Genomic DNA, 20,006 nt, shown 5'->3' on the forward strand with positions numbered 1-20,006 from the left:
TCACCGGGCCGTCGCGTCGTCGCCGCCGGGCCCGCTCACCACCGCACCTGGGATCCGGTGGCGGCAGCCTACCGAACGACCGGCCCTCAGCACTGTCCAGCCGGCGGTGAGCAGGACGAGACCGGCTGCGGCGAGCGGACCCGGCCCGGTGACCGGCAGCCCCACTCCGGCCGACTGCGGCGTGCCGTGCCCCAGAGCGCTGAAGGAGACCCCGCCGTGGCTGACCGCGGCGACGACCACGGTGTAGCGCTTGCCCCCGGTCAGGCCGGTGACGGTGCAGGACTGCGTGGGGCGGGCGGTGCAGGACCGGCCGCCGTCCAGGGTCCGGCCGGTGAAAGCAACGGCGACGTACGCCGCGATCCGATCGGCACCCGGCGTGGCCGGCGCGGCCCAGCTGACCTGCAGACCACCGGGCCGGGCCAAGGCCCGCACCCCGGTGACAGCACCAGGAGCCAGCGGTACGGCCCTGAGCACACCGTCACGGGTGCAGTAGACAGCCTGCGAGACGTCCACGGCACAACTGCGATCGGCCCCCACCGACAGATCGGTGACGATAGGAGCGGGACGCCCGAGCAACAACCGCACCAACGTCGACGTCCGGATCCCACGACGGTCAACCGGCGCCGCCAAAGCCTGGTCGGAGCTGCCACCGACCGCAAGCTGCCCATGATCGTTGGCACCCCAGCAGTACGCGGCCCCGCCACCGGTGAGCCCACAGGTGGAATCCCCACCGGCGCGGAGACCGGAATAGACCCGCAGGCCGGCCCGCCGCGGGGCAGAGCGATCACCACCCCGGCCGAGCTGCCCACGGTCACCGGCACCCCAGCAGTAGGCGGCACCCTTCGGCCCGAGCGCGCAGGCATGGCGCCGCCCGACGCTGATCTCCGTGTACGGCCCACCGCCGACCGCAACCGGACTCGCCGCAGGATCACCGGCGCCGCCGCCGTCCCCGAGCTGACCGTCCGAGTCGGAACCCCAGCACCAGACCTTCCCGCTCTGCTCCAGCGCACAGGTGCTCTCATCCCCGGCGGCCAGATCGATGACGCCGGTGAGCCCGGGCACCTGCTGCGGATTGGCCTCACTGGTGCCGAGCGTGCCGAAGCCCAGTTGGCCGACGTCGTTACGCCCCCAGCAGGAGACGGTCAGCTCGATATCGAGCACGCAGGTGTGCTCGGCCCCGGTGACGACCTGCACGGCGTTCCCGGCGACCTGCGCGGGCCGGTGCCGGTCGGCGAAACTGCCGTCACCCAGCTGGCCCTCGTCGTTGCCGCCCCAGCAGTAGACGACCAGGCCCATGGCGGCGTACTCCAAGGTGAGCGCGCACGTGTGCACCCTGCCCGAATGGACGGCGAGGATGCGGGCGGCCTCGACCAGCTTGCCGGACGCGGTGACCCGCACCGGGCGGGCGGAGTCGCGGGTGGTGCCGTCGCCGAGCTGGCCGTGGTCGTTGCCGCCCCAGCACCAGAGATCGGAGTACTGCACGACGGCGCAGGTGTGCCGGCCGCCGACGGCGGTGAGGCCGGCGCCGGGGCCGGACTCGGCGGCGGAAGGGCCGGGAGCCCAGCCGGTCACCGCCCCGACCGCCGGATCAACCGGCGGACCGGCCTCCGGGCCGCCCGTCAGCTCACCCTCCGGTCCGACTGCCCACCCACCCGGCGAGCCGTCCCCAGCGCCGGCTTCCTCGCCGACCGCCCGCCCACCCTCCGGACCAACCGTGCGCCCGCCCGTCGGGTCGGCCCCCGGGCCAACCGGCCGCTCACCTTGCGGGCCGGCGGCGCCTACCGTCGGCGAGCCGGCGAGCGGCTCGGGCAGCGGGCGGAGGGCCAGGCCGGCCAGCCGGAGCACCTCGGCCTGGGCCGCGCGGACAGCGTCCGGTCCGGGGTCGGCTTCCGCCCCGGCCGCGGGCCACAGTGGTACAAGGGCGGCCGCCGCGACGACCCCGGCGACCCGCCGGGTGAAGATCCACATGCGGCTCAGCGAATCACACCGAATCGCGCCGGACACCCGGAAAGTACTATTCGTCCCGCCGGACGGGCCGGGTCCGGGTCCGCGTCCCGCTCGGGCATACGTCGCGGACGAGTGCCGGATGAGGACGCGCGCTGCGATCGGCCGCCGGGTTGGCCGGATCAAGCCCGGATCGCGCCCAACGAGGCCGCCGCCGACGAGTGCCGGGCGGAGACGTCAGCTGGCGCCCGGATCAGGCCCGGGTAGCGCTCAGGTAGGCCGTGGCCGCCGTGTGCCGGGTCGGGACATCGGCCAGCGACCGGACGTGCGCGTCGAACCGGTCCCGTTCAGCCGGGGTCAACGCCATGTCGAGCACCTCCCCGTAGGTCGGCACCAACGGGTTCGGCGCCGTGCGGCGGACGGCGGACCAGTCCGTGATCGGCGGCCCTGGCATGTCGACCTCCGCGCGGTAGTCCAGCCGTACCCCGGTGAAGCCCGCCTCCGCCGCCCAGCGCACCAGGTCTCGCTCGTCGAAGTCGAGCATTGCGGCGGTTGCCGGCGCGGCCGTCAGGTAGGCCGTGCGGATCTTGGCGACCAGGTCGGCGATCGGCGCCGGGTCCAGGCCGAGCAGGGTGTCGTGGCCCATCCGGGCCGGGAAGTTGTTGATCGGCTCGAAGACGGACAGCCGGCCGCCGGGGCGCAGCACCCGGTACAGCTCGGCGAAGGCCGCCGGTTTGCGGGTCACGTAGATGAGCACCGAGCGGGTCGTCACCACGTCCACCGAGGCGTCCGGGATCGGGCTCAGGTCGTCGGCTGCCGCCCGTACGAACGACGAGCGGGCCGGGTCGGCCTGCCGGCGGCATTCGTCCAGCAGCGCCTCGGAGATGTCGCTGAAGATGACCCGGCCGGCCGGTCCGACCCGGTCGAGGGCGCCCAGGCCGATCAGCCCGGTGCCGGTGCCGACGTCGAGGACCGTGTCCCCGGGGGAGATCGCCGCGCGGTCCAGGACGCCGTCGCGGTAGGCGGTCAGCTGCGGGGCGAACTGGGAGCGCAGGCCGGCCGAGCCGCCGTCGCGGTGCCGCAGCAGCCAGTTCGCCCACCTGTCGGTCGTCACCGGGACACGCTAGCCCCGCGGGGCGCTCGGCGGGAGGCCAGCAGCACGGCCGGTACGAGGGTCACCAGGCTCAGGGTCACCACGTTGCCGGCCTGGTCGATCGGGGCGTAGTGGGCGAGGTGCCCGAGGTGGTAGATCAGGTGGGGCACGGAGAAGGCTAGCCAGGCGAGCGCGGTCAGCCGTACCAGGAAGTCGTCGGCGGGCCGGGCCGCCGCGCCCAGGGTGACCACCGCCAGGGCCAGGTAGAGGGCGCCGACGTCGCGGGCCAGGTGTTCGTTGTAGGTGCCGAGCATCGGCAGCCAGTGGTGGCCGGCGCCCGGGAAGGACCGCCACCAGAAGGCCGGCGCCGCGGCCGCCCACGCGCCCACGAACAGGGCGGTGGCGGCTTGCAGGAGCAGGAGCGTACGGCGCAGCTTCGCAGTCATGAACCCAGGACGAGCCGGACGGCCCGGTTGTGACAACCGGGCCGTCCGTATTGGGAGAGGGTCAGAGTGCGGGGTACGCGTTGGCCATCAGCTCGCGGAACTGAGCCGAGAACCACGCGCCGGAGATCGGTGCGTTGGGCAGCGATCCCGTCATGCTGTTGCCGTTGCGCTCGTTGCCCGTGTAGGTCGGGTCGCACATCCGGTCGAAGCCCTTGCCCTCGTTGTTCGGGATCAGAGAGCTGGAGCCGTCCGACTCGCCCGGGGGCTTGACCCAGACGTAGGCGTCGATGCCCGTCTCCGGGGCGGCCTTCGGGCGCTCGCCCAGACCGGCACCGGACTGGTTGCACCAGTTGCCGGCGTGGATCCGGCGGTCGATGCGGGACTGGTTGACGAAGGTGTTCACGTCGGTGGACGTGCTCGCCGCGGCGGGCCGGTTGGCGCCGCCCCAGCCGTTGCGGGAGGTGTCGATCAGCATGCCGATGTTCGAGGAGAACCCGGCCGAGACCAGCTGCTGACGGTACGCCTGGGCGAAGCTCAGCTCGTCGACGTAGAAGTTCCAGTCGACCCACTTCGACTGGCGCACGGACTGGCCGCCCACCGTCGAGTTGGCCTGGAAGAACGGCTCGTGCAGGGCCGAGTAGTTCGCCGTGTTGACGATGAAGCCGGTGACGTTGTTGACGTTGCCGGAGGCGCGGGCGGCCTCGAGCAGGATCTGCGCGGTCGGGCCGGAGTTGGTGTCCCAGCCGATCCAGCCGTGGTGCGCCGCGTCCACGTAGTTGTAGACGTTGCCGATCGCGCCGAGCTTGTTCAGCGCGTAGCCGACACCCTGCACGTAGCCACCGTTGGACTTCATGGTGGCGCAGGTCGCGACATTGGTGTTGGTGATCAGGTTCGGCAGCGAGTCGATCTCGACGATGTTGATGATCCGCAGGCCCGCGTACTTCGGGTCGGCCTGGATCGCCGCGATCGGGTCGATGTACTCGGTCTTGTAGCGCGGCAGGTCGTTGACGCCGAGCTCACCGTTGGAGGCGAGCGCCGAGCAGTCCCGGCCGGGCAGGTTGTAGATGACGAACTGGACGTAGCCGGCGCCCTGGGCGAGAGCCGCGTCCAGGTGGTCGCGCAGGCCCATGCTGCCGTTGGAGCTGCTGCCCGAGGTGCCGGCGATGGCCGCGATGCGGTCCAGCCAGACGGCGGTCGGGTTGCTGGAGACGCGGCTGCCGCCGGGCTCGGCGTCGGCCTTGGCCTTCCACTCCGGGTTCACGTAGCCCTTGGCCCCCGCGTACGGGTTGTCGACCTTGGTGCCGGGCGGCGGCGGGGTGCTGGGGCTGGTCGGCGTCGACGGGGTCGCGGACGGGCTGCCCGGCGTCGACGGGGTGGCCGACGGGCTGCCCGGGGTGGTCGGGTTGCCCGTGCAGGCGGTGCCGTTGAGCGAGAACGAGGTCGGGGCCGTGTTCGTGCCGGAGTAGTCGGCGTTGAAGCCGAACGTCGCCGACGCGTTCGAGCCCAGGCTGCCGGCCCAGGACGGGCTGGCCGCGGTGACCCGCTGCCCGCTCTGGGTGATGGTGGCGCTCCACCCCTGGGTGATCCGCTGGTTGCCCGCGAAGTCCCAGGTCAGGTTCCAGCCGCCGGAGATCGGGTCGCCGAGGTTGGTCACCTGGACATTGCCGGTGAAGCCCGTGCTCCACTGGTTGGCCGTGTAGGAGACCCGGCAACCCGCGGCGGCGCTGGCCTGCTGCGCCGCGACGGCTATGCCGGCGCCGGTGAGGAGGGTGATCGCGGTGGCGGCCGTCAGGCCTCGCACCAGCGAGTGGGGACGTGGACTCATGCGCAAGCGCTCCTGGAAGACATGGCGACGCCCGGGGCAGGCGTGCCGAGGGGAACGAACTTCCGGCGCGGGGATCGATCGCTGTCGCTGACCACCGCGTGAGGCCCACACTATGGGAGCGCTCCCATGACATCAATACGTAATGGCCGCGAAACTTTTCGTGGATTTCTCGAAGTGCGGCCGATGATGATCTCCATGAAGGAGCTGACGGACCTGATCGTGGCCACCGATCCGGTCTCCGGCGCCCGCCTGCCGGTACGCCGGGACGCGGTGATCGCCCAGCTCACGGCGGGTGGCCAGGATCGGGCCGCCCGGCTGGCTCGGCGGCTGCCGGTCCGCGACGGCGTCCTGGTGGCCGAGGAGATCGACGCGTTGCAGATCCGGGTGCACTGTGAACTTCAGCGGCTCGGCGAGGAGCTGCAACTGCCCCGCCGGATCGCCGAGTGGCTGCTGCGATGGCGCGCCACCCGGCCCGGGGAGCCGATCCGGGTGGTCGACGTGGGGTGCGGGCTCGGGCACGTGGTGCGCTGGCTGGCGGCGTACGACGCGCTGGGCCCCGGCGCCGACCTGGTGGGTGTCGACCTCAACCGGGCGCTGGTCGCCCGGGCCGCCGAACTGGCCGGCGCCGAGGGATTGCGCTGCCGCTTCATCGCCGGCGACGCGCTCGCCCCGGGGATCGCCGGGGACGACGGCATGACCACCGTCGTCATCTCCTCGGGCCTGCTGCACCATCTGCCGGCGTCCGCACTACCGGAATTTTTCGCCGCCCAGCGCGACCTGCGAATCGCAGCATTCGCACACTGGGACATCGACCCCGGCCCCTGGACGACGGCCGGCGCCTGGATCTTCCACCGGGCCCGGATGCGCGAGCCGGTGTCCCGTCACGACGGTGTGCTGTCGGCCCGGCGTGCTCATCCGGCGTCCGTGCTGCTGGCCGCGGCCCGGGCCGGTGCACCGGACTACCGGCCGGCCTGCACCGACGGACCGCGCTGGTGGCCGCGGCTGTCGGAGGTGCTGCGTCCGGTCACCGGGACGGCGCCGTGACCACGGCGTGGTGCGTGCCGGTCGCGCTGGTCATGCTCGCCGCGCTGGACGGGGCGTTCGCCGGCTTCCGGTCCTCGTGCGGGCGGACCGGCCTGATCCGGCACCGCCGCGAGGATGTCCGGGCGCACCTGCGCGGCCTGGCCACGGCGGCGCTGCTGCTCTGCCCGGTGGCCGCGGTCGTTCTGGTCGACGTGCTCGTCCACCCGCCGCACTGGGAGGACTACCTGGTGGCGGGCCGGGCGATGCTCGCGCTTTATCTGCCCTTCGGGGCCACCGTGCTGGCCGCCCTGGCCGGTTACGCCGTCCTGGGCTGGCGCCGCAGGTTTCTGGCCAGCGCACTCATCCTCGGCCCGTTCACTTTCGCCCGGCCGTTCGTCGCGGTGGCCGGTGTCGTGCTCGCCGCCCGGGCCGGCGCCGGCTTCACGGTACTCGCCGCGGCCACGGCAGCGGTGATCGCGGCCCTGGCCGTGGAACCGGTCCTGGACCGCCGATGGGTGGCCGCCGCCCGGCGGCGGCCACCCATGCTCCCTACTGGAACAGCTTCGCCGCGGTGATCGCCGTCTGGATCACGCCGTAGCCCAGCAGCACCACGACCAGCGCCCAGGACAGGGCCAGCCGTACGTTCGACGTCTTCATGCCACCGCCTCCTTCTTCTCCTCGCTGCGCGGCTCGTGGAACCGCTCCGGCACCGGCTGCACCAGCAGGTTGGCGATGAAGCCGACGGCCAGCACCCCGACCATGGTGAACAGCGCCGGCTGGTACGCCGACGCCGTCAGCGTGCCCGGCTTGCCCTGCGCGTCCAGGAAGCCGTTGACGATCAGCGGGCCGGCCACCCCGGCGGCCGACCAGGCGGTCAGCAACCGGCCGTGGATCGCACCGACCTGGTACGTGCCGAACAGGTCCCGCAGGTAGGCCGGCACCGTGGCGAAGCCGCCGCCGTAGAACGACAGGATCACGCCGGCCAGCAGCACGAACAGGCCCACGGCGACGTGCCCGACCGAGGCCAGCAGCGCGTACAGGATCATGCCGACGCCCAGATAGACCATGTAGATCCGCTTGCGCCCGATGAGGTCGGAGGTCGACGACCAGACGAAGCGGCCGGCCATGTTGAACAGCGACAGCACCCCGACGAAGCCGGCCGCCGCGGCGACCGCGACCGCGGACTTGCCGCCGGAGTCCCGGAAGAAGTCCTGGATCATCGGGCTGGCCTGCTCCAGGATGCCGATGCCGGCCGTGACGTTGCAGAACAGCACGATCCAGAGCAGCCAGAAGGCCCGGGTCCGGATCGAGTTGGCCGCGGAGACGCTGGCCGTGGTGACCAGCGGCTTCTCCTTGACCGAGGCCGGGTCCCAGCCGTCGGGCACCCAGCCCTCGGCCGGTACGCGCATGTTCACGACGCCGAACATCATCACCACGAAGTAGCCGATGCCCAGGGTCAGGAACAGCGCCACGAGCGCACCACCGCCGGCCACCGAGGTCGACACGTTGGGGTCGTAGCCGGAGTCGTAGAACGACAGCAGCTGCCGCGACAACGGGCTGGCGATCAGCGCACCACCGCCGAAGCCCATGATCGCCAGGCCGGTCGCCAGGCCGGGACGGTCCGGGAACCACTTGATCAGCGTCGAGACCGGGGAGATGTAGCCGATCCCGAGCCCGATGCCGCCGAGGAAGCCGTACCCGAGGTAGACCAGCCACAGCTGTTTCGTGCTGATGCCGAGCGCGCCGACCAGGAAGCCGGCGGCCCAGAAGCAGGCCGAGACGAACATCGCCTTGCGCGGGCCGTTCGCCTCGACCCAGGTGCCGCCGACGGCCGCGGACAGGCCGAGCATGACGATGGCGATACTGAAGATGATGCCCACCGACGTCGCGCTGGCGTCGAAGTGGGAGACGAACGAGTTCTTGTAGACGCTGGTCGCGTACACCTGGCCGATGCACAGGTGCACGGAGAGCGCGGCCGGTGGGATCAGCCAGCGGCTGAACCCGGGCGGCGCCACGGAGTGTTGACGGTCGAGCGCGGACAGCATGCGGCGCCTCCCTGACCTGGTGATGATCTATCGAGGCTCATCATCGACCCGCGGGAAAATTGCTGCAACAAATAGCGGCCCGCCGGACACAGCAGGATGTGATGACGCAGACCGGGCCGACCGACCAGGACCTCTGGACCGCGGTGGCCGCCGGCGACGAGGCCGCCTTCGGGACGCTGTTCGACCGGCACTCGCGGGCCGTCTACAACCACGCCTTCCGGCTCAGCGGCTCGTGGAGTGTCGCCGAGGACGTCACCCAGGCGACGTTCGTGGTCGCTTGGCGCAAGCGCGGGTCGGTCCGGCTGACCCACGGGACGGCGCTGCCGTGGCTGCTGGTGGTGGCCGGCAACCACGTGCGGACCGAGTGGCGCTCGGCCCGGCGGCGGCGGGCGCTGCTCGGGCGCGTACCGGTGGAGCACGATCCTGATCCGGCCGACGACGTCGCCGGCCGGCTCGACGACGAGCGCGCGATGGGCCGGATCCTCGCCGCCGTGCGGCGGCTGCCGCGGGCGGAACGCGAGGCCGTCGCGCTGTGTCTGTGGTCCGGCGTCGGTTACGCCGAGGCCGCCGCCGCCCTGGGCGTCACCGAGGTCGCGGTCCGCTCCCGGGTGAGCCGGGCCCGGGCCCGGCTCGCCGCCCTGCTCGGCCCCGCAGTCAAGGAGGACCAGCGATGATCGACCTGATCGAACCGCCCGCCGAGCGGGACTTGCCGCCGGCCCGGGCCGCGCGGATGCGCGAGGAGCTGCTCGCGGCGGCCCGCGGCCCGCGGCCGCGGATCTCCCGGCGGCTGCTGGTCGCGGCCGCGGCGGTGCTCACCCTGATCGCGGCGGTCACCGTGACCCTGGAGGTACGGCATGAGGACCGCACCCGGATCCTGGCGATGAGCCCGGGCGAGCTGGATCTGTCGCTGCGCCAGGCCGTGCAGCGCTGCCTGGAGCTGATGGCACCGCAGCACGACGGGGCGCCGGAGCCCGAGTTCGTGCCCGTGTCGCCGACCGACGTCTCGATCGCGGCCCGGCGGGGCTCGTGGATCCAGGTGCTGTTCCTCAACCGGATCGGGTACATGGCCTGCGAGCTGCAGCTGAAGTCCGGCCGGCTGTCGTCGGGCAGCGTCGGCGGCGAGGCCTGGCCGCACCGCGGCTGGCTGCCGGGCCCGGTCCAGCGCCTGAGCCTGTCCTCGACGGAGGTCGACGGCGGCTCGGTGTCGGCGCTGGGACGGGTGAGCGCTCGGGTGCACCGCCTGGTCCTCGAGCACGGCAACGGACGGACCACGACGGCCCGGCTGCACGACGGGGCGTTCGGGCTGATCTCCCGCACGGACGACGTACGCGAGGACGCTGAGCTGGTCAGTTACGACGCGACCGGCCGGGAGATCGACCGGCGGCGGCTGCTGGAGTACCTCGGCCAGTTCCCGCACTGCTACACCGACCCGGCCGGCAAGGTGATCTACGACGGGCCCGGCCCGCGGTGCCTGCCCGCCGATCCCTGGACCAGATAGCAGGCGGCGGGCTCCCGCGGGAGCCCGCCGCTCGCACCGTTGCTAGTTGCCCGAGGCGTAGAGGTCCTTGATCTCCGCCGCGGACAGGGCCCGGTCGTACAGGTGCACCTGGTCGACGGTGCCGTCCAGGTAGTCGACCGGGTTGCCGCCGAACTTGCCGCGGCCGATCACCGTGTTGCCGGTCGGTGCCGCTTGCGGCAGGCAGGCCCCGGTCCGGCCGGCGAGCTCGCCGTCGATGTAGAGCCGCAGCTCGCCGAGCACGGTGTCGCGTACGCCGGTCAGGTGGTACCAGCGGCCGACCTCCGGCTTGACGGGCCCGAGCGCCCGGACGCCGGCGAAGCTCATCGCGAACCGCTGGTCGGCGCCGGAGTACTGCAGGAAGAAGTCGCTGACGCTGGCGCCGTCCTGGCTGACGATCGTCTGGAACGCGCCGTCGGCCTTGTCGAGCTTCACCCACGCGGAGGCGGTGTAGTCCGACGCCGTGTTCAGCACCGGCGCACCGGTGTCGATGAACTGGCTGGAGCCGTTGAGCTCGACGCCCTGGCCCTTCTTGGCGTCCACATAGCCGGGGCCACCGACCAGAGTGGCGTCGTGGTCGCCGGCGGCGTCCTCGGCATTGCCGTCCAGCGGGTAGAACGCGACGCCGGTCAGCCCGGGCGTGCCCGGACCGGGCTGCGGGGTGTCACCCGGGGTGCCGTCGGCCTTGGCGATGATCTCCCGGTTGATCGAGCGGACCTGCCGGAAGTCCATCTTGGCGACCTGCCGGTCGTAGGTCCAGAAGCCGTTGAGCTCCCCCTCGACGTCGGTGATCTGGGTGTAGATCGCGGCGCTGATCCCGCACGAGCGCGCCGAGGTGAGCACGGCCCGCTGGTTCTCCACGTACTTGCGGGTCAGCGTGGCCGAGTCCGGCTCCATCTCGTACGCCTGACCGTCGCCGAACCACATGTGGTTGGAGGTCTTCAGCCCGAAACCGCCGTGCTCGCCGTCGATCGACACCCGGTTGTCGTCCGGCGCCGGGGAGGCCGGGCCGAGGTACTGGTGGAAGTCGATGACGTCGCCGCGGCCGGAGTCGCCCTTGGAGTTGCAGCAGTTCACGCCGCTGTGCGCGTTGACCAGCCGGCTCGGGTCCTGCTTCTTGACGTCGTCGGCGATGCGGCCGGTGGCGGTGCGGTCCCACTCGCCCCAGCCCTCGTTGAACGGCACCCAGGCGATCACCGAGGTCCAGCTGCGGTGCTCGCGGACCATCTCGTGCAGCTCGGCCTCGAACTGGTCGCGCCACTCCGGCGGGATCGGGCCCGTGTTGGCCGCCGGCATGTCCTGCCAGACCAGCAGGCCCAGCTTGTCGGCCCAGTAGAACCAGCGGTCGGGCTCGACCTTGATGTGCTTGCGGACGGCGTTGAAGCCCATCTCCTTGTGCTGCTGGAGGTCGAACTTGAGCCCGGCGTCGGTGGGCGCGGTGTTCAGGCCGTCGGGCCAGAAGCCCTGGTCGAGGGTGGCCATGTTGAACAGGATCTTGCCGTTGAGGGCGATCCGCAGCTTGCCGTCGGCGCCCTTCTTGGTGCCGATGGCCCGCATGCCGAAGTACGACTTGACGGTGTCCACGGTCCGGCGCCCGTTCAGCAGCGTGACCTCGAGGTCGTACAGGTACGGGTTGTCGGGCGACCACGGCTTGGCCCTGGGGACGGGCAGGCTCAGCTCCGTACCGGTGGCTCCGGTGACCTTGCCGACCACCTTGCCGCCGGCCTTCGCGACGGCCTGGACCGTCAGTCCCTCACCGCGCACGGTCTCGGCCGTCAGCTTCAGCGCCGAGGCCGCCAGGTCCGGCGTCGTGACCAGCCCGGAGATGCTGGAGTCGGCGACCGGCTCCATCCACACCGTGCGCCAGATGCCCGAGCTGCCCTGGTAGAAGATGCCGCGGTCGGAGACCCGGCGCTGCTTGCCGATGGGCTGGCCGGTGGCGTCGGTGAGGTCCTCGGCCCAGACGATGAGCTCCTGCGGACCGGTCCCCTTGAGCGCGGCGGTGACGTCCACGTCGAACTTGTCGTAGCCGCCGCGGTGGGTGGCCACCTCGGTGCCGTTCACCCACACCTTGGCGTCGTAGTCGACCGCGCCGAAGTGCAGCACCAGCCGCTGTCCCTGCCCGACCTGCCAGCCGACGGGCACGGTGAACGTGCGGCGGTAGAACATCCGGTCCTCGTGGCGCTGGATGCCGGACAGCGCGGACTCGATCGGGTACGGCACCAGCACCCGCTCCCCCAGCTCCTGGCCGACGGGCGGGGCCTGGCCGGGCGCCGCCTTGCCGAACTGCCAGACGCCGTTGAGGTTCTGCCACTTGCTGCGGACCAGTTGCGGGCGGGGGTATTCAGGAAGGGCGTTCTGCGGGCCGACCTGGGCGGTCCACGGGGTGGCGATCGGCGGGATGCCCTTGTGCCACTGCGGTTCGGCGGCTGCGGCGGGGGCGGCGCCGGCGGCACCCGCGGCGCCGATGGCGAGAAGGGTGACGGCGGCGGCGGTGACGGCCCGCCGCGCTGTCCGGGGTGTGGTCATGCGCTGTGGTCCTCTCGGTGGGAAAGAACACGGGCAGCACCGATCCGCACTCGGCCGTCGCGTTCGGACATACGGCAAGCGCTTGGCGGGACCACCCAGTAGTAAACACAGTTCAACAAGATTGCTCAGATCCCGTCAAGGCTTGGATGGAAGAAGCTCGATGGTCGTGCCCGCTGGGGCAACCCGTTCAGACTGATGTGCGACGATGCCGCGGTGCCTCAATCGATCTTGGAAGTGATCGCGCTGGACGCCGCGGACGCGCGGGCGGCCGAGGCCGGCGGCGCCGACCGGATCGAGCTGGTCGTCGACATGCGCCGGCAGGGCCTCACCCCGCCGGTCGCGACCTTCGCGGCGGTCCGGGCGGCGGTCGACCTCCCGGTCCGGGTCATGCTGCGGGCCGAGGACGGGTACGCGCTGAGCGACCCCGGCGCCCTGGTCGAGGCGGCGACCGGCCTGCGCGCCGCCGGTGCCGACGAGTTCGTCCTGGGCTTTCTCGACGCCCGCGCCGCAGTCGACCTGGCCGCCGTCGAGGCGGTGCTCTGCGCCATCGAGGGCTGCCGGTGGACGTTCCACCGCGCGCTGGACCACACCGCCGACCGGCCGGCCGCCCGCCGCGCGCTGGCCGAGCTGCCCGGACTCGACTGTGTGCTCACCGCCGGCAGCCCGGCGACCGTCGAGGAGGGCCTGGCCACGCTCACCGCCGAAGCAGCCTCACCGCCACGGGTGCTGGCCGGTGGCGGCCTGCGCCGGCACCACCTCGCGCCACTGCTGGCCGCCGGGGTGGACGCGTTCCACACCGGCAGCGCGGTGCGTCCCGGCGGCCGCTGGGACGCACCGGTGGACGCCGCGCTCGTCGAGGCCTGGCGCGCCGCCCTGCCCTGACCTGCCCTGAACTACCGATCAGCGGCCGGTGACTGACAGGTAGCGGTAGCCGAGCTTGACCAGGCGCTCCGGGTCCAGGCAGTGCCGGCCGTCCAGCACGACCGGGGTCCGCATCAGCGACGCGAACTTCGCCCAGTCCAGGTCGAGGTACTCCGACCACTCGGTGACCAGCACGACCGCGTCGCTGTCGTCGAAGATCTCCTCGACCTCGCCGGCCAGGTACGGCACCAGGTCGGGCTGCTCGCGGCGGAAACGCTCGGCGGCGACCGGGTCGTGCAGCCGGATCCGGGCCCCGCGGTCGAGCAGCATCCGCGCGATGTCCAGGGCCGGCGCGTCGCGCATGTCGTCGGTGTTCGGCTTGAACGCGAGCCCGAGCAGCCCGATCTTGCGGCCCTTGAGGATGCGCAGCTCGTCCAGCAGCCGGTCCACGACCAGCCGGCGCTGCATCTGGTTGACCTCGCGGGCGGCGGTGACGATCGGCATGGCGTGGTGGTACTCGGCGCTGGTGGCGATCAGCGCGGCGGTGTCCTTGCCGAAGCAGGAGCCGCCCCAGCCGATGCCCGGCTGCAGGAAGCGCGGCCCGATCCGGGTGTCCAGGCCGATGCCCCGGGTGACCTGCGAGATGTCCGCGCCCACCCGGCCGGCCAGCTGGCCGATCTCGTTGGCGAAGCTGATCTTGAGGGCCAGGAAGGCGTTGGCGGCGTACTTGATCAGCTCGGCCGAGGCCAGGTCGGTCGAGACCATCGGCACCGCGCCGAGCTCCGCCGGGCGCGGCAGGTAGGTCGGCGGCGTGAACGTCTGGTTCAGGATCGTGCGGTAGAGCCGGTTGAGCACGTCGAGGCTGCGCGGGTTGTCCGAGCCGACCACGATCCGGTCCGGGTAGAGGGTGTCCTGGATCGCCGCGCCCTGGCGCAGGAACTCCGGATTCGACGCGACCGAGAACTCACCGTCGCTGCGCCGCTCGTGGGTGCGCTCGAACGACTCCCGCAGGATCGAGTCGACCCAGTTGCTGCTGCCGATCGGCACGGTCGACTTGTTGATCACGACGGTGAACTCACCGTCGATGTGCCGCCCGACGCTCTCCGCGGCCGAGCGCAGATACTGCAGGTCGGGGTTGCCGTCCGGCAGCGACGGGGTCTGCACGGCGATGAACACCACGTCGGCGCCGGGCACGGCCGCGCTGTAGTCGGTGGTGAAGGTCATCCGCTCGGCCGAGTCGGCCAGCAGGGCGTCCATGTGCGGCTCGTAGATCGGCGAGCGGCCCCCGCTGAGCAGGTCGACCTTGGCCTGGTCGAGGTCCACGCAGGTGACGTCGTGCCCGAGAAACGCCAGGCTGACGCCGGTGGTGAGACCCACGTAGCCGGTTCCTACGACGCACACCTTCATGCCCGCACTTCCCTTCGGTTCGCATCGGGTCCGGGTGTACCCGATCGCTGCACGGTAATCCGTCCTGTCGCGCCGCCTGGTGTCGCGGGATCCTCAGGCGAGTCGGATCACTGCCGACCGAAGCGACCATGACGGTGAGCAACGACGTGCGTACCTTCAGCGCCCGACGATGAGCTCACCCCGTTGCACAACGAACTGATCGCCTCGACGACCCGCGACATCCTGTGCGCCGGCGGGCTCTTGAGCGCGAGGACCACCCCGATTAGGCTCGTCCGCAGGCAGTCGATACGTATCGACGGCGGGAGGTGAGCCCCGGCATGGTCACGAGCAGAGACGTGGCCCGGCTGGCCGGCGTCTCGCAGAGCACGGTCTCGTACGTGATGAGCGGCCGCCGGTCGATCTCCGCCGAGACCCGCCGCCGGGTCGAGTCGGCCATCGCGGAGCTCGCCTTCCAGCCCAACGCCGGCGCCCGCGCCCTCAAGAGCCAGCGCACCCGGGTGATCGGCCTGGTCGTGCCGTTCGGGCCGGACGCCGACACCTCCGGGCTGCTGCCGTTCATCGAGACCATCGCCAACTGCGCCCGCGAGCAGGACCACGACATCCTGCTGGTCACCCGCGACGAGGGCTCGGCCGGGCTGACCCGGCTGGCCGCCCGCTCCCTGTGCGACGCGATCGTGCTGATGGACATCGAGACGCACGACGCCCGGATCCCGGTCGCCGCCCGTCTCGCCGTACCGGTGATCCTGATCGGCCTGCCCGCCGAACCGCTCGGCCTGCCCTGCGTCGACCTGGACTTCGAGCAGGCCGGCCGGCTGGCCGTGGACCACCTGGCGGCCACCGGGCACGACCGGATCGCCCTGCTCGGCCATCCGCGGCCGACGGTGGCCCGGGAGGTCAACTTCGTCGGCCGCTTCCGCCAGGGCGCGACCGCGGCGGCGGCCACCCACGGCCTGCCGTGCGCGGTCGTCGACCAGCCCGAACGGGGGCCGCGCGGCGTTTCGGCGGCCCTGGACGAGGTACTGCGCTCCGGTGACCACACCATCGACGGCCGTCTCGGCCTCGTCGTGCACGACACCGAGGCGGTGCAGCCGGTGCTGACCGCAGTGGCCGGCCGCGGGCACCGGCCGGGCCGGGACCTGTCCGTCGTCGGCCTGTGCCCGGACGTGCTGGCCACGGGCACCACTCCCCCGGTCACCAACGTCTCGCTCGAACCGCGGGACGTGTCCCGGCGGGCCATGCGCACCCTGTTCCGGCTGCTCGACCGGGACCCCACCGCGGCCGAGGCCATCGAGCCGGTCGAGCTGATCACGCCGCGCCTCACCCGGCGCCGCACCACACCGCCCGGCTGACGCGCCGGCACCGCTTCCGATCAGGAGGGACGCAGCATGGACCAGATCCGCGTGACCGTGTGGGGCGAGAACCGCCACGAACGCACCGAGGAACACGTCGCGAAGCTCTACCCGGACGGCATGCACGAGACGATCGCCGCCGGCATCCGCGAGCACCTCGGCGACGCCGCGGACGTCCGGACGGCCACCCTGGACGAGCCCGAGCACGGCCTGACCGAGCAGGTGCTGGCCGGCACCGACGTGCTGACCTGGTGGGGGCACGCCGCGCACGGCGAGGTGGCCGACGAGGTGGTCGAGCGGGTGCACCGGCACGTGCTGTCCGGGATGGGCCTGGTGGTGCTGCACTCCGGGCACTGGTCCAAGATCTTCACCAGGCTCATGGGTACGACGTGCACCCTGCGCTGGCGCAACGAGCACGACCGCGAGCTGATCTGGACCGTCGACCCGACCCACCCGATCGCCCAGGGCGTGCCGCACCCGATCGTCCTGCCCGAGGACGAGATGTACGGCGAGTACTTCGACGTCCCGCCCCCGGACGAGCTCATCTTCATCAGCTCGTTCAGCGGCGGCGAGGTGTTCCGCAGCGGCTGCACGTGGCGCCGCGGGCACGGCCGGATCTTCTATTTCAAGCCCGGCGACCAGGACTACCCGGTCTACCACCACCCGGACATCCGGCGGGTGATCGCCAACGGGGTGCGCTGGGCCCGTACCGACCGGCCTGAACGGGAGCTGCCCGAGCTGCTGCGCTACGACACCGGGGAGTTCTTCGCGGGGCGCTCGTACCAGGGTCCGACGGCATGATCCGGGTGCTGCTGGCCGGCGCCGGTGCGATGGGCCAGGCCTGGCTGGCGGCGATCCATGCCGACCCCGGCGTCGAGCTGGCCGGGGTGGTCGACCTGGACCTGGCGGCGGCCCGGCGGGCGGGACCTGGACTGCCGGTCGGCACCGACGTCGCCGCGCTGGCCGCCGAAACCGGGGCGGAGGCGGTGATCGACGTGACCGTACCGGTGGCCCACCACGAGGTCACCACGGCCGCGCTGTTCGCCGGGCTGTCCGTGCTCGGCGAGAAGCCGGTCGCGGACACGCTGGCCCAGGCGCTGTCCCTGGTGGCGGCGGCGGACGTGAGCGGCCGGCTGTTCATGGTCAGCCAGTCCCGCAGCTGGAACCCGCAGCTGTTCGCGCTGCGGGCGATGACCGGGAAACTCGGCCCGGTCGGCTCGGTCAGCACCGGCTTCCACCGGGCGCCGCACTTCGGCGGCTTCCGCGAGCAGATGGCGCAGCCGCTGCTGGTCGACATGGCGATCCACGCCTTCGACGCCGCCCGGTTCCTGCTCGACGACGACCCGCTGTCGGTCTCGTGCCAGACCTGGAACCCGCCCTGGAGCTGGTACGCCGGCGACGCCTGCGCCGCCGCGGTCTTCGAGATGACCGGCGGCGCCCGCTACGTGTACCACGGCAGCTGGTGCAGCCCGGGCGCGGAGACATCCTGGAACGGCGAGTGGCGGGTCAGCGCGCAAGAGGGGACGGCCCGCTGGGACGGCGACCACGATCCGGTCGGGCCGCCGGTCGACGCGCCGGACGACCGGTATTCGGGCATCGGCGGGGCGCTGCGGGTGTTCACGGAGGCGTTGCAGAGCGGGGTGACACCGATGGGTGAGGTGCACGGCAACGTGCTGAGCCTGGCCATGGTGGAGGCCGCGGTGGACTCGGCTCGGCGGGGACGGCCGGTGCTGATCGACGAGGTGCTGGCGCGGGCGCACGAGCAGGCCGTCCGTGACGAGCGCCGGCCGGAGGTCCGGGACGAGCTGCGGAGCTGGACCGACGTACGGGCCGCGCTCCGCGCGGCCTGAGCGTTATCCACAGCCACTCAGCGGCGGCCGGGGTGAGTGACTAGCGTGCCTGGGGTGAACGCTCTGTCGCGGTTCGTCGTCGCGCACCGCTGGTGGGTGCTGGTGTCCTGGTTGCTCCTCGCCGCCGTGGGCGGCTTCGCCGCGCCCAAGGCGACCGCCGCGCTGAGCTACGACTTCTCCCTGCCCGGCCAGGACGGCTACGAGACCAACAAAGTGATCACCGAGCGGTTCGGCTCGGGCGGTGACTTCTCGCCGATCCTGCTGGTCATCGCCGACCCCGGCGATCCGGCGCCGGTGGTGCAGGCGGCGACCGCGGCCGTGCCGGGCGCCCGGATCCTCTCCCCCGCCGACGAGCCGGCCCTCCGAGCGCCGGACGGGCGCACCAGCGTGGTGGTCGTCTACCCCGCACCCGGGCCCGGCCCGGAGCCGTACGTGGCCGCCCTGCCGGCCCTGCGCCAGGTCGCCGCGTCCGCCGCCGTGCCGGTGACCGTGACCGGCAAGGACGTGCTGGAGTCGGGCGAGGACGGCGACAGCGGCGGCGCCGACGTGCTGGTCGAGACCATCGCGGGCGGCACCGGCGCGCTGCTCGTGCTGCTGCTGGTCTTCGGCTCGGTGCTGGCGCTGATGCCGCTGCTGATCGCCGCCGCCTCGATCCTGACCACGTTCCTGATCGTCTGGGGCATCACCGGGGTCACCGACGTGTCCTTCATCGTGCAGTACCTGCTGGCGCTGATCGGCCTGGGCGTGGCCATCGACTACGCGCTGCTGATCGTCACCCGCTGGCGCGAGGAGCGCGGCCACGGTTACAGCAACGCCGACGCGGTCATCCGGGCGATGGGCACGGCTGGCCGGTCGGTGTTCTTCTCCGGGGTGACCGTCGCTGTCAGCCTCGCGGCGCTGATCGCGTTGCCGGTTCCGTTCCTGCGCAGCGTCGGCTTCACCGGCCTGCTCATCCCCGTGGTCAGCGTGCTGGCCGCGCTCACCCTGCTGCCGGCGCTGCTGCTGGTCATCGGCCCCCGCCTAGACTGGCCGCACCGCCGCTCGACCGACCCGGAGAGCCGGCTGTGGCGGCGGATCGGCGCGGCGGTGGTCCGGCACCGCTGGGTGTCGATCGCCCTCGCCACGCTCGCCCTGCTGGTGCTGGCCGCGCCCGTGCTCGGGCTGCGGCTGGGCCGGCCGACCAACGAGTCGCTGGCCTCACAGGGCGGCACGGCGGCGGCCGCGGTCCTCCGCCTCGACGCCGCCGGCATCGGCTCGGGCCTCACCACGCCGATCGAGATCCTGACCCCGGACCCGGCCCGGGTGCGCACCGCGGTGCAGGACATCGACGGGGTGGCCGCCGTGGTGACCCCGGCGGCGTGGACCCGCGGCGGCCTGTCGGTGGTGGACGTGTGGACCCGCGCGGACAGCTCCTCCGCGGAAGGCGCGGACGCTGCCGCCACGGTCCGGGAGGCGGCCGAGCGGGCGGGTGCGCGGGTGGGCGGCACGCCGGCGCAGGACGCGGACTTCATCGACGCGGTCTACGGCAACGCGTGGTGGGTGGTGCTGGCCATCGTGGTGGTCACGTTCCTGCTGTTGCTGCGGGCGCTGCGCTCGGTGGTGCTCCCGCTCAAGGCGCTGCTGCTGAACGTGATCTCGCTCGGGGCCGCGTACGGCATCACGGTCTGGATCTGGCAGGACGGCCACCTCACCGAACTGCTGTTCGACCGCACCGCCTCAGGCGCGATCACCGTGTGGATCCCGATCGCGGTGTTCGCGTTCCTGTTCGGCCTGTCGATGGACTACGAGGTGTTCCTGCTGGCCCGCATCCGCGAGGAATACGACCAGGGCCACGACACCGACGCCGCAACCGTGCACGGCGTGGCCCGCACCGGCCGCCTGGTCACCTCGGCGGCGCTGATCCTGTTCCTGGCGTTCATCTCCCTCGCTCAGGTCCCCACGACGGAGGTGAAGATCCTGGCCACAGCCCTGGCCCTGGGCATCGTGATCGACGCGACGATCGTCCGCGGGGTGCTGGCCCCGGCTCTGGTGGCGGCGCTGGGCCCGGCCAACTGGTGGCGGCCGTCCCGCCGCCACCCGGCCCCGGCAGCGCCGGAGGTGGTGCACAGCGAGACGTAG

17 protein-coding genes are annotated in these 20,006 nt (G+C 72.3%); 9 read left to right on the top strand and 8 right to left on the bottom strand.

What is annotated here, in order from left to right; all coding sequences use genetic code 11:
- The 4 genes from ACQP2Y_RS31100 to ACQP2Y_RS31115 all read right to left on the bottom strand — a co-directional run bounded on the left by ACQP2Y_RS31100 (window position 1) and on the right by ACQP2Y_RS31115 (window position 5,308).
- Complete coding sequence (locus tag ACQP2Y_RS31100; protein ID WP_433718796.1) at window positions 1–1,968, bottom strand: fibronectin type III domain-containing protein; 1,968 nt, start codon at window positions 1,966–1,968, stop codon at window positions 1–3.
- 229 nt (window positions 1,969–2,197) lie between these two features.
- Window positions 2,198–3,058, bottom strand: coding sequence for a methyltransferase domain-containing protein (locus ACQP2Y_RS31105; RefSeq protein WP_433718798.1), 861 nt, complete (start codon window positions 3,056–3,058; stop codon window positions 2,198–2,200).
- On the bottom strand, window positions 3,055–3,483 hold the full coding sequence (locus tag ACQP2Y_RS31110) for a hypothetical protein (protein WP_433718800.1): 429 nt from the start codon (window positions 3,481–3,483) through the stop codon (window positions 3,055–3,057). Before ACQP2Y_RS31110 ends, ACQP2Y_RS31105 begins: the two co-directional genes overlap by 4 nt.
- Before the next feature lie 61 nt (window positions 3,484–3,544).
- Window positions 3,545–5,308 carry a glycoside hydrolase family 6 protein gene (locus tag ACQP2Y_RS31115; protein WP_433718802.1) on the bottom strand — a complete coding sequence of 588 codons (1,764 nt, stop codon included), beginning with the start codon at window positions 5,306–5,308 and terminating at the stop codon, window positions 3,545–3,547.
- 195 nt (window positions 5,309–5,503) lie between these two features.
- Between ACQP2Y_RS31115 and ACQP2Y_RS31120 the strand changes: the two genes are divergently transcribed.
- Window positions 5,504–6,352 (top strand): class I SAM-dependent methyltransferase, encoded by an 849-nt coding sequence (locus ACQP2Y_RS31120; protein WP_433718804.1) that lies wholly within the window; start codon window positions 5,504–5,506, stop codon window positions 6,350–6,352.
- Window positions 6,349–6,906, top strand: coding sequence for a hypothetical protein (locus tag ACQP2Y_RS31125; protein WP_433718806.1), 558 nt, complete (start codon window positions 6,349–6,351; stop codon window positions 6,904–6,906). Before ACQP2Y_RS31120 ends, ACQP2Y_RS31125 begins: the two co-directional genes overlap by 4 nt.
- Here ACQP2Y_RS31125 and ACQP2Y_RS31130 read toward each other — a convergent pair.
- Window positions 6,881–6,988 carry an MFS transporter small subunit gene (locus tag ACQP2Y_RS31130; RefSeq protein ID WP_433718808.1) on the bottom strand — a complete coding sequence of 36 codons (108 nt, stop codon included), beginning with the start codon at window positions 6,986–6,988 and terminating at the stop codon, window positions 6,881–6,883. The genes ACQP2Y_RS31125 and ACQP2Y_RS31130 overlap by 26 nt on opposite strands.
- Window positions 6,985–8,376: an OFA family MFS transporter gene (locus ACQP2Y_RS31135; protein WP_433718810.1), complete on the bottom strand. Its 1,392-nt coding sequence runs from the start codon at window positions 8,374–8,376 to the stop codon at window positions 6,985–6,987. Before ACQP2Y_RS31135 ends, ACQP2Y_RS31130 begins: the two co-directional genes overlap by 4 nt.
- A 101-nt stretch (window positions 8,377–8,477) precedes the next feature.
- Here ACQP2Y_RS31135 and ACQP2Y_RS31140 point away from each other — a divergent pair, with 101 nt between their 5' ends.
- Together ACQP2Y_RS31140 and ACQP2Y_RS31145 are read left to right on the top strand one after the other, a co-directional pair.
- On the top strand, window positions 8,478–9,050 hold the full coding sequence (locus ACQP2Y_RS31140) for an RNA polymerase sigma factor (RefSeq protein WP_433718812.1): 573 nt from the start codon (window positions 8,478–8,480) through the stop codon (window positions 9,048–9,050).
- Window positions 9,047–9,874, top strand: a complete 828-nt coding sequence (locus ACQP2Y_RS31145) for a hypothetical protein (protein ID WP_433718815.1) — start codon at window positions 9,047–9,049, stop codon at window positions 9,872–9,874. Before ACQP2Y_RS31140 ends, ACQP2Y_RS31145 begins: the two co-directional genes overlap by 4 nt.
- 42 nt (window positions 9,875–9,916) lie before the next feature.
- Here the strand turns inward: ACQP2Y_RS31145 and ACQP2Y_RS31150 are convergent, their stop codons facing one another.
- Window positions 9,917–12,421 carry a LamG-like jellyroll fold domain-containing protein gene (locus tag ACQP2Y_RS31150; protein WP_433718816.1) on the bottom strand — a complete coding sequence of 835 codons (2,505 nt, stop codon included), beginning with the start codon at window positions 12,419–12,421 and terminating at the stop codon, window positions 9,917–9,919.
- A 213-nt stretch (window positions 12,422–12,634) separates the two neighbouring features.
- Between ACQP2Y_RS31150 and ACQP2Y_RS31155 the strand changes: the two genes are divergently transcribed.
- On the top strand, window positions 12,635–13,303 hold the full coding sequence (locus tag ACQP2Y_RS31155; protein WP_433718819.1) for a copper homeostasis protein CutC: 669 nt from the start codon (window positions 12,635–12,637) through the stop codon (window positions 13,301–13,303).
- Window positions 13,304–13,321: 18 nt separating this feature from the next.
- Here ACQP2Y_RS31155 and ACQP2Y_RS31160 read toward each other — a convergent pair whose 3' ends face one another.
- Window positions 13,322–14,689: a UDP-glucose dehydrogenase family protein gene (locus ACQP2Y_RS31160; RefSeq protein WP_433718821.1), complete on the bottom strand. Its 1,368-nt coding sequence runs from the start codon at window positions 14,687–14,689 to the stop codon at window positions 13,322–13,324.
- Between the two features lie 317 nt (window positions 14,690–15,006).
- Between ACQP2Y_RS31160 and ACQP2Y_RS31165 the strand changes: the two genes are divergently transcribed.
- From ACQP2Y_RS31165 to ACQP2Y_RS31180, 4 genes are read left to right on the top strand one after another with little or no spacing between them, the layout of a single operon-like run.
- Complete coding sequence (locus ACQP2Y_RS31165; RefSeq protein ID WP_433718823.1) at window positions 15,007–16,038, top strand: LacI family DNA-binding transcriptional regulator; 1,032 nt, start codon at window positions 15,007–15,009, stop codon at window positions 16,036–16,038.
- 36 nt (window positions 16,039–16,074) lie between these two features.
- Entirely contained in the window at window positions 16,075–16,839 is a 765-nt protein-coding gene (locus tag ACQP2Y_RS31170) for a ThuA domain-containing protein (RefSeq protein ID WP_433718825.1), read from the top strand.
- Complete coding sequence (locus tag ACQP2Y_RS31175) at window positions 16,836–17,888, top strand: Gfo/Idh/MocA family protein (RefSeq protein ID WP_433718827.1); 1,053 nt, start codon at window positions 16,836–16,838, stop codon at window positions 17,886–17,888. Before ACQP2Y_RS31170 ends, ACQP2Y_RS31175 begins: the two co-directional genes overlap by 4 nt.
- Before the next feature lie 54 nt (window positions 17,889–17,942).
- A complete protein-coding gene (locus ACQP2Y_RS31180; RefSeq protein WP_433718830.1) occupies window positions 17,943–20,006 on the top strand; it encodes an MMPL family transporter in 2,064 nt (687 codons plus the stop codon).

Source organism: Actinoplanes sp. CA-051413 (assembly GCF_050955795.1).
In the GTDB taxonomy this organism is placed as follows: Bacteria; Actinomycetota; Actinomycetes; order Mycobacteriales; family Micromonosporaceae; genus Actinoplanes.

Coding starts and splice junctions, on each gene's coding strand:
- ACQP2Y_RS31100 (WP_433718796.1), bottom strand. CDS start 1,968: ATGTGGATCTTCACCCGGCGGGTCGCCGGGGTCGTCGCGGCGGCCGCC.
- ACQP2Y_RS31110 (WP_433718800.1), bottom strand. CDS start 3,483: ATGACTGCGAAGCTGCGCCGTACGCTCCTGCTCCTGCAAGCCGCCACC.
- ACQP2Y_RS31115 (WP_433718802.1), bottom strand. CDS start 5,308: ATGAGTCCACGTCCCCACTCGCTGGTGCGAGGCCTGACGGCCGCCACC.
- ACQP2Y_RS31120 (WP_433718804.1), top strand. CDS start 5,504: ATGAAGGAGCTGACGGACCTGATCGTGGCCACCGATCCGGTCTCCGGC.
- ACQP2Y_RS31130 (WP_433718808.1), bottom strand. CDS start 6,988: ATGAAGACGTCGAACGTACGGCTGGCCCTGTCCTGGGCGCTGGTCGTG.
- ACQP2Y_RS31135 (WP_433718810.1), bottom strand. CDS start 8,376: ATGCTGTCCGCGCTCGACCGTCAACACTCCGTGGCGCCGCCCGGGTTC.
- ACQP2Y_RS31140 (WP_433718812.1), top strand. CDS start 8,478: ATGACGCAGACCGGGCCGACCGACCAGGACCTCTGGACCGCGGTGGCC.
- ACQP2Y_RS31145 (WP_433718815.1), top strand. CDS start 9,047: ATGATCGACCTGATCGAACCGCCCGCCGAGCGGGACTTGCCGCCGGCC.
- ACQP2Y_RS31150 (WP_433718816.1), bottom strand. CDS start 12,421: ATGACCACACCCCGGACAGCGCGGCGGGCCGTCACCGCCGCCGCCGTC.
- ACQP2Y_RS31160 (WP_433718821.1), bottom strand. CDS start 14,689: ATGAAGGTGTGCGTCGTAGGAACCGGCTACGTGGGTCTCACCACCGGC.
- ACQP2Y_RS31165 (WP_433718823.1), top strand. CDS start 15,007: ATGGTCACGAGCAGAGACGTGGCCCGGCTGGCCGGCGTCTCGCAGAGC.
- ACQP2Y_RS31170 (WP_433718825.1), top strand. CDS start 16,075: ATGGACCAGATCCGCGTGACCGTGTGGGGCGAGAACCGCCACGAACGC.
- ACQP2Y_RS31175 (WP_433718827.1), top strand. CDS start 16,836: ATGATCCGGGTGCTGCTGGCCGGCGCCGGTGCGATGGGCCAGGCCTGG.